This window comes from Flavobacterium sp., from assembly GCF_024305175.1.
In the GTDB taxonomy this organism is placed as follows: domain Bacteria; phylum Bacteroidota; class Bacteroidia; order Flavobacteriales; family Flavobacteriaceae; genus Flavobacterium.
Genome location: NZ_JAMWYY010000091.1, coordinates 1 through 9,059, shown reverse-complemented (window position 1 = coordinate 9,059; position 9,059 = coordinate 1). Strand labels below are relative to the sequence as shown.

Here is a 9,059-nt window from a genome sequence, read left to right as displayed (position 1 = left end):
ATATTTAAAACTGAATGTAATAGTCAAATTATAATTTGGATTATCTGTATTACTACTGTTAATTTTGCAAATCCTGACAATAAATAGGCATGTAATGAAAGAAAATGATTACCATGCTTTCCCGAAAATGAAAAGCCCGCCCTTTAAAGGCAGGCTTTTATTCTAAGTTGTAATTTATTTACAGGGCAGAAGATGCCTTTTTAATCCTCTTTACGGTTTCTTCTTTACCTATTATCTCCATTATATCGAACAGGTGAGGGCCTTTTAATTCGCCTACAAGGCACAAACGCAACGGAGGCATTACCTTACCCATACCCAACCCTTTTTCTTCAATCCAGGCCTTTGTAACGGCTTCTGTATTTGCAGAAGAGAAATCAAGCGTGTTATACAATACATCGCTTAACTCTTCCATAATAGCAGCCGTATCCGGCTTCCATTGTTTGGCTACCGCTTTTTCATCATATATTGCAGGGGCTTCAAAAAAGTAGTTGCTAAGGCTCCACAGTTCATACGCAAATGTGGCCCGGTCCTTTACCAGCCCTACAATTTTAGTTACATCTTCAATTGGTTTGTTAATACCTTTTTCCAAAAGTTCCTGGGCAAACTGTTTGGCCAGTGTTTCATTATCCTGCCTCTGGAAGTACTGGTGGTTAAACCACTTATTCTTCTCCGGGTCAAACTTAGCGCCGGCTTTGTGCACGCGCTCTACATCAAAAAGCTGTATCAGCTCATCAAGTGTAAAAAGTTCCTGGTCGTTACCCGGATTCCAGCCCAGTAATGCCAAAAAGTTTATTACTGCTTCAGGCAAGTAACCCTGTTCCCTGTAACCGGCAGATACTGTTCCAGTAGCCTGATCTTTCCACTCCAGCGGAAATACTGGGAAACCTAATTTGTCCCCGTCACGCTTGCTTAGCTTACCATTACCAACCGGCTTTAATATAAGCGGCAGGTGGGCGAATTCAGGCGTATCCCAGCCAAAAGCCCTGTACAGCAGCACGTGCAGCGGTAACGATGGCAGCCACTCTTCTCCACGGATAACGTGGGTGGTTTCCATTAAATGGTCATCTACTATATTGGCAAGGTGGTAGGTAGGCATACCATCGCTTTTAAACAATACTTTATCATCAAGCAGGCTGGTATCAAATTTAATATCGCCCCTAATCATGTCTTTAAGAAAAAGCGTTTCACCCACAGGAATCTTAAAGCGTATTACATATTCCTCACCATTCTCTATACGCTTTTGTGTTTCTTCAGGTGTTATGTGCAAAGAATTATCAAGGCTGCCTCGGTTGCTGTGGTTGTATATAAATGTTTTGCCATTGGCTTCCTCTTCCTTTCGCAGTGCATCAAGCGCATCGGCAGTATCAAAAGCATAATACGCCCAGCCGCTGTCTATAAGATCCCGGGCATATTTTTTATAAATATTTTTACGTTCGCTTTGGCGGTACGGGCCATACTTGCCTTCTTTACCAATACCTTCGTCAAAGGGTATCCCGCACCAGTTCAGTGCTTCTACAATATATTCCTCTGCACCGGGAACATATCGGTTTTGGTCGGTATCTTCAATCCTAAGGTAAAAAACACCATTGTGTTTCTTGGCAAATAAGTAATTAAACAGGGCAGTGCGAACACCCCCTATGTGCAGCGGCCCGGTAGGGCTTGGTGCAAAACGCACCCGTACTTGTTTTTGCATTGTTAATAAGTTTTGCCTGCAAAGATACAATTCTCATTTATTCTGCTGTAAGTGTTTACGGCAGATATTTATAAGCTAATTACAAACTGTTTAGTATCAGCCACTTTAATTAACAGTTGCCAAATCATACAAAACTGTTTTTAACGTTTACTAATTAAATATAAATTGTAATTTTATCGGTTATTAACAATTGTGAGTAATTTGGAGACAAAAAGCATTATATACCAAAAGCTGGAAGCCTTTATAAAGAAGTACTATACCAACGAACTTATTCGTGGCAGTATCTTCTTTGTTGGGCTTGGCCTGCTTTATTTTATTGTAACACTGCTGATAGAATATTTCCTTTGGCTGCCCCAAAACGGGCGCACGGTTCTATTCTGGATTTTTATAGCGGTAGAGGTTTTCCTGCTGCTGCGTTTTATACTGTTCCCGTTGTTTAAACTGTTCAGGCTGCAAAAGGGGATAGGCTATACAGAGGCATCTGCCATTATAGGCAGCCACTTTGCCGAAGTATCAGATAAGCTTACCAACTTTTTACAGCTAAGCGGGCAGAGTGCCCAGTCAGAACTTTTGGCAGCATCTATAGAGCAGAAGGCAAACAGCCTGCAACCTATACCGTTTACCAATGCGGTTAATTTTAAAAAGAACATTAAGTACCTGCCTTATGCGGCTATACCATTATTGCTGATACTGTTTTTTATGATTAGCGGTAACAGCGGCATCATTACCCAGAGCTTTGACAGGGTTGTGCATTATGACAGACATTATACTCCGCCGGCACCATTTGAATTTGTGGTGCTGAATAAAAACCTTACCGCACAACAGGATACCGATTTTATACTCGAAGTTAAGACGCAGGGCAATGTTGTGCCGGAAAATGCTATGATAACCATAGGTGATGAAAGCTATTATCTGGAAAGCGTTAAACCGGGTGTCTTCCAATACAGGTTTACCAAACCATCGGGTAACGTTAGTTTTCAGCTAAAGGCCAACGAAGTGGTTTCGCAACCCTATCAACTTAATGTTGTGGCGGTGCCCACTATTGCTAATTTTGAGATGGTGCTTAACTACCCGGGTTACCTGCGCAAAGCAAATGATGTTGTGCGTGGAACAGGTAATGCGGTTGTGCCCGAGGGTACTACTGTAACATGGCGTGTAGAAGCGCTTGCCACATCAGGTATTGAATTTGTTACAGGGAGCAATACTGCTGCATTTAAGCAAAATGATGCCGGCTTTACATTTTCTAAAAGTATATTAGGCAATACGGAATACCAGATACTGACAAGTAACAGCAATATTAAGCACCATGAAAAGCTACAGTATCAGATTACTACCATAAAAGACCAATATCCTGTAATCAGTGTGGCTAATGCACCTGATAGCCTGCAACTTAAGCGTGAGGTTTTGGTCGGACAAGTTTCTGATGATTACGGCCTTACCCGCTTACAGATAGTATATTACCCTCAGGATAAGCCTGATAGTGCTAAAAAGGCATCATTACCCGTACAAAAAGATACTTATGACAGGTTTGTTTACACGTTTCCTGACGGCCTTAGCATAAAACCGGGCATTAACTATGAATATTATTTTGAGATATTTGATAACGATGCTGTGAATAATTATAAAAGCACTAAGTCCTCAGTTTTTTCGCACAGGGAGCTTACTGCCGAAGAGAAAGACGAAAAAGCCTTACAGGAACAAAACAGCAACATCAACAGTTTAGAAAAGTCTATTAAGAGCCAGGACAAGCAGATATCTGAAATGGATAACCTGCGTAAACTGGGTAAGGAAAAGACCGAGCTTAATTTTAACGACCGCAAAAAGATAGATGATTTCATCAACAGGCAAAAGCAGCAGGAAGAAATGATGAAGGAATTCTCTAAAAAGCTGGAGGAAAACCTTGAGCAGTTTAATCCGGAAAAGAAAGATGAAATGAAAGAAGAGCTGATGAAGCGCCTCGAAAAGAATGAAAAAGAAGCGGAGAAAAACAAAAAGCTGCTCGATGAATTAAAGAACCTAACGGATAAGATTAAAGAAGAAGAGCTTTTTGAAAAGATAGACCAGTTTAAGCAGAAAGCCAAAAACCAGACTAAAAACCTGGAGCAGCTTGTAGAGCTTACCAAACGCTTTTATGTAGAAAAGAAAGCAGAACAGGTTGCGGAGAAGCTGCAAAAGCTTGGTGAAAAACAGGAGAAGCTTGCCGATAGTAAAGAGAACAATTCGCAAAAGCAGGAAGAGATAAACAAAGAGTTTGATAAGCTGCAGGAAGAGATGCGTGAGCTTGAGAAGGAAAATGAAGAACTTAAAAAGCCTATGGAACTGCCTACTGATAAGCAGGAGGAGCAGAGCATAGAGCAGGATATGGATAAAGCCAAAGAACAACTGGACCAGCAGAAAAAAGATGCGGCTAAGCAAAAACAGAAGTCTGCCGGGCAGAAGATGAAAAAGATGGGCGGCAACATGATGCAGATGATGATGCAGGGCGACATGGAAATGCTGAATGAAGATGTAAAAATGCTGCGCCAGATATTGGATAACCTGCTTGCTTATTCGTTTTCTCAGGAAGATGTAATGAAGCAGTTCAGGGGTATGACAACCAGTTCGGCTTCATTCAGTAAATACCTCAAAAAGCAGCAGGATCTTAAACAACAGTTCCGCCACGTAGATGATAGTATCTTTGCTATGTCATTGCGCAATCCGCGAATAACCGAAGAGATAACTACCGAAGTAGGTAATGTACATTACTACATGGATAAGGCAACCGAAGACCTTGCCGAAAATCTGGTATCAAGGGGCGTGTCAAGCCAGCAGTATGCGGTTACATCTGCCAACAAACTTGCCGATATGCTGAGTGATATGCTTAACAGTATGCAAATGCAGTTGCAGGGTTCAGGTATGGGGCAAAGTAAACCCGGCGAAGGGCAGGGTATGCAGTTACCGGATATCATCCAAAAGCAGCAGGGCCTTTCTGAAAAGATGAAGAAAGGAATGGAAAAAGGCAAGCAGCAGGGAGAAGGCAAACCCGGTGAGCAGGGCGAACCAAAAGGTGAAGGACAGGGTGGAGAAGGAGAAGGCGATGGCCAAAGCGAAGGTGAAGCAGGAAGGCTTCTCGAAATATATAAAGAGCAACAACAGCTTCGGGAAGCATTGCAAAAAGCATTAGAGAAAGAAGGCATGGGCGGTTCAGGCCAAAATGCCCTAAGACAGATGAAAGAGATAGAAAAGCAATTACTTAATAAAGGCTTCCGTAATGAAACATTGCAGCGCATGCAAAACCTGAAGCATGAGCTTTTAAAGCTCGATAAAGCCATGCAGCAGCAGGGCGAAGAAAGCAAAAGGCAGTCGCAAACCAACAAAAAAGAATATAACGGCAGTGCAAATGAATTGCCGGAGGCATTAAAAGAATATTTAAACAGCGTTGAAATATTAAACCGCCAAAGCTTACCTTTGCGCCCGAATTACAACCAAAAGGTTCAGAAATATTTCAGGAAAGATGATTAGCTTTAACTATGAAACCGATTTTACGCTCAGCAATGAGCAGGCTTTTGAAGACTGGATTACTGAGGTGATAGAATCGGAAGATAAGACAGAAGGGGAGATTAACTATATTTTTTGTGATGATGAATACCTGTTGCAAAAGAATATAGAATTTTTAAACCACGATACGCTTACCGATATCATCAGCTTTGATTATACAATGGGTAACCTGATTAGTGGTGATATCTTTATTTCGGTTGAACGTGTTAAAGATAACGCTGTAGATTATAGCGTGCCTTTTGAAGAAGAATTAAAGCGTGTTATGGCGCACGGCATATTACACTATTGCGGATATAAAGACAAATCAGAAGATGATTCGGCTTTGATGCGTGACAAGGAGAATGAAAAAATAGCAATGTTCCACGTGGAACCTTAGTTTAGATTAAAATACCAAATGTTCCACGTGGAACACAAGTTAATTATTATACACATACTGTTCCACGTGGAACAGTATTAAGAAGAAGGAGAAACAATGTTTCATGATGTTTATGATGTTATAGTAGTTGGTGCAGGCCACGCCGGGAGCGAGGCTGCTGCTGCTGCTGCTAATATGGGCAGTAAAACATTGCTGGTTACTATGAGCCTGCAAAATATAGCCCAAATGTCCTGCAACCCTGCTATGGGTGGTATTGCAAAAGGGCAAATAGTACGCGAAATAGATGCGCTTGGTGGTTATTCGGGTATTGTTACCGATAAGACCGCCATACAGTTTAAAATGCTGAACAAGTCGAAAGGGCCTGCCATGTGGAGCCCGCGCGCACAAAGCGACCGCATGCGTTTTGCAGAAGAGTGGCGCCTTATGCTGGAGCAGACACCAAACCTTGATTTTTATCAGGAAATGGTAAGCGGTATCCTGATAGAAAACGGAAGGGTTACCGGTATAAAAACCTCTTTGGGGATAACCATAAAAGCAAAAAGCGTAGTACTTACTAACGGTACTTTCCTTAACGGTTTAATCCATATCGGCGAAAAGCAGTTTGGCGGCGGCAGGGCAGGAGAGAGTGCTTCTTATGGTATTACCGAAGATCTTGTGCGTGCAGGCTTTGAAGCCGGGCGCATGAAAACAGGAACACCCCCACGTGTTGACGGACGGTCGTTAGACTACAGCAAAATGACAGAGCAGCCGGGTGATGATAACCCGGATAAGTTTTCCTACCTCGAAACAAGTAAACCTTTACAGCACCAGCGTTCCTGCTGGATGACGCATACATCAGGTGAAGTACACGAAAAGCTAAGGGAAGGTTTTGACCGTTCGCCTATGTTCAATGGTCGTATTAAAAGCCTCGGCCCACGCTATTGCCCGTCTATAGAAGATAAAATAAACCGATTTGCCGACAAGGACAGGCACCAGATTTTTGTAGAGCCTGAAGGCTGGAATACGGTTGAGGTTTATGTAAACGGATTCTCTACGTCATTGCCGGAAGATGTCCAGTTTAGTGCGCTGCGTTCGGTTGCAGGGTTTGAAAATGTAAAATTCTTCCGTCCCGGCTATGCTATAGAGTATGATTATTTCCCTCCTACACAGCTAAAGCACACTTTAGAGACCAAAATTGTGGAAGGGCTTTATTTTGCAGGACAAATTAACGGTACTACCGGTTATGAAGAAGCCGCGTCTCAGGGTTTAATGGCGGGTATAAACGCCCACTTAAAAGTGCATGGTAAAGACCCGTTAATCCTGAAACGTAATGAAGCCTATATAGGCGTGTTGATAGACGATCTTATAACCAAAGGTACTGAGGAGCCATACAGGATGTTTACATCGCGTGCAGAATACCGCACATTGCTGCGCCAGGATAATGCGGATTTCAGGCTTACGCCGCTGTCCTATGAAATTGGGCTTGCCAAAGAAGAACGCATGCGTAGGATGGAATATAAACGTGATGCCAGCGATGCCATGATCCATTTCTTCCGCGAAACAAGTGTATCGGTTGCTGAGGCTAACCCGATACTGGAATCGAAAGAGTCGGCGCCAATATCACAACCCGACCGTATGTTTAAGGTATTCTCTCGTCCGCAGATAGAACTTGAGGATATTCTAAAATTTGATAAGGTTAAAGAATATATTGCTGAACATAACCTTGACAGGGAAATAATAGAGCAGGCGGAAGTTCAGGTTAAATATTCAGGCTACATTGAGAAGGAAAAAAATAATGCCGATAAGCTCAACAGGCTTGAAGATGTAAAAATACCCGAGCATTTTGATTATGACAAAGTGAAGTCGCTTTCGTATGAGGCGCGTGAGAAGATGAAAAAAATTCGCCCCGTTACCATTTCGCAGGCATCGCGTATAAGCGGTGTATCGCCAAGCGATGTTTCGGTGCTTTTAATACATATGGGACGATGATGTTTCACGTGGAACGTATAACCAAAAACCTTCTGATGAGAGGGTTTTTAGTGCTTTTATTTTTAACGGCTGTGGGCTGTGCGGTACCACGTGCTTCTATTCCGATAAATGATTACATACTTTTGCCGAAAGGGAAAGAAATTTTAGGCCGCGAAAAAGGGCTGACTATTTTTCTTTTTGAAAACGACAAGACCAAAATACCATTTCACTATTTTGTGGCAGCAAAATATAATTTAGGCGATTACCACGATATAGAATATTGGGTAACCTTAAACGGAAACCGCTATAAGGTTTTTGTTTATGAAAATGATGAGATACAAAAGTATTATGATACATCACAGTTTATGATAAGCACTGTAGAGACCGAAGCCAATGTAATATCAAATGCTGATTTCCTGGCTATGTCGATGATTTCATCTTCAAACGAAGACTGCCTGGCAGATGATTCCCTTTTCCGGAATATTGCCATAAACTACCTGAAACAACTTAAAGACGAATACCTGAAAAGTTAATGGATTTTACTAATGCACCTGTTTACCTGACAGTAAAAGATTTCTCTGTTTCCGGCGAAGAGTTCAGGCTGCTGCTTGATGAAGAACTTCAGCTTTTAAAAACCCATCCACAACCTTCGGCAGAAAATCTGGGTAGGTACTATGAAAGTGAAGATTATATTTCGCACACCGATGGCAAACGCACTTTATTTGAAAAGCTGTACCATGTTATAAAGCAGAAAGCACTTAAAGATAAAGTTAACCTTGTTACCGGTTTTAAACCCGGCAAAGGAAATCTGTTGGATATAGGTTCGGGTACGGGCGACTTTTTGGTTGCTGCAAAAAATGCAGGCTGGAGTATTACCGGAATAGAGCCAAGCGAAAAAGCAAAGAGCATAGCAAAACAAAAAGGAGTAGTTTTTACTGAAGATTTGGCGGCACTTACTGATAATAGTTTTGATGCTATAACCATGTGGCATGTGCTGGAGCACGTGCCGGATGTGCAAAAGCAGATAGCCGAATTAAAACGGATTGTAAAACCCGATGGCGTTATAGTAATAGCCGTGCCTAATTTTAAAAGTTATGATGCGCAGCATTATGGGGCGCATTGGGCCGCTTATGATGTGCCGAGGCACTTATGGCATTTCAGTAAGACAGCTGTGCAGAAACTTTTTATGGCACATGGCATGGAAGTGGTTAAAGTGCTTCCTATGATTTTTGACAGTTTTTATGTTTCCCTGCTATCTGAAAAATATAAAACCGGAAAGATGAATTTTATTAAAGGTTTCTGGGTTGGTTTACAATCTAATACCAAAGCAGCACGTACAAAAGAATATTCATCGCATATTTATGTCATAAAAATGGCTAAAACGCAAAATAAAGCGATTTAAGGAGATTTCATGCGGCTGGCGATAATTTATCCTTGCCAGAATATAAAAATGCCTTATACATGAAATAAAGAAGCTGAAATTTATCGACTTGAATTATAATGTAA

At 41.7% G+C, this 9,059-nt stretch carries 6 protein-coding genes; 5 read left to right on the top strand and 1 reads right to left on the bottom strand.

Features of this window, described 5'->3' with window-relative positions; translation table 11 throughout:
- Positions 1-178 precede the first annotated feature (178 nt).
- Positions 179-1,693: a glutamate--tRNA ligase gene (gltX, locus tag Q0K96_RS14555; protein ID WP_297334710.1), complete on the bottom strand. Its 1,515-nt coding sequence runs from the start codon at positions 1,691-1,693 to the stop codon at positions 179-181.
- Between the two features lie 192 nt (positions 1,694-1,885).
- Between gltX and Q0K96_RS14550 the strand changes: the two genes are divergently transcribed.
- From Q0K96_RS14550 to Q0K96_RS14530, 5 genes are all read left to right on the top strand, one after another.
- Positions 1,886-5,194 carry a DUF4175 family protein gene (locus Q0K96_RS14550; RefSeq protein ID WP_363317256.1) on the top strand — a complete coding sequence of 1,103 codons (3,309 nt, stop codon included), beginning with the start codon at positions 1,886-1,888 and terminating at the stop codon, positions 5,192-5,194.
- Positions 5,187-5,606, top strand: coding sequence for an rRNA maturation RNase YbeY (gene ybeY, locus Q0K96_RS14545; protein WP_297334708.1), 420 nt, complete (start codon positions 5,187-5,189; stop codon positions 5,604-5,606). Before Q0K96_RS14550 ends, ybeY begins: the two co-directional genes overlap by 8 nt.
- Positions 5,607-5,702: 96 nt before the next feature.
- The gene (gene mnmG / locus Q0K96_RS14540; RefSeq protein ID WP_297334707.1) at positions 5,703-7,574 is read left to right on the top strand and encodes a tRNA uridine-5-carboxymethylaminomethyl(34) synthesis enzyme MnmG; all 1,872 of its coding nucleotides are present in this window, start codon (positions 5,703-5,705) and stop codon (positions 7,572-7,574) included.
- A 35-nt stretch (positions 7,575-7,609) separates the two neighbouring features.
- Complete coding sequence (locus tag Q0K96_RS14535; RefSeq protein WP_297334706.1) at positions 7,610-8,086, top strand: hypothetical protein; 477 nt, start codon at positions 7,610-7,612, stop codon at positions 8,084-8,086.
- Positions 8,086-8,955, top strand: a complete 870-nt coding sequence (locus Q0K96_RS14530; protein ID WP_297334705.1) for a class I SAM-dependent methyltransferase — start codon at positions 8,086-8,088, stop codon at positions 8,953-8,955. Before Q0K96_RS14535 ends, Q0K96_RS14530 begins: the two co-directional genes overlap by 1 nt.
- Positions 8,956-9,059: the final 104 nt, after the last annotated feature.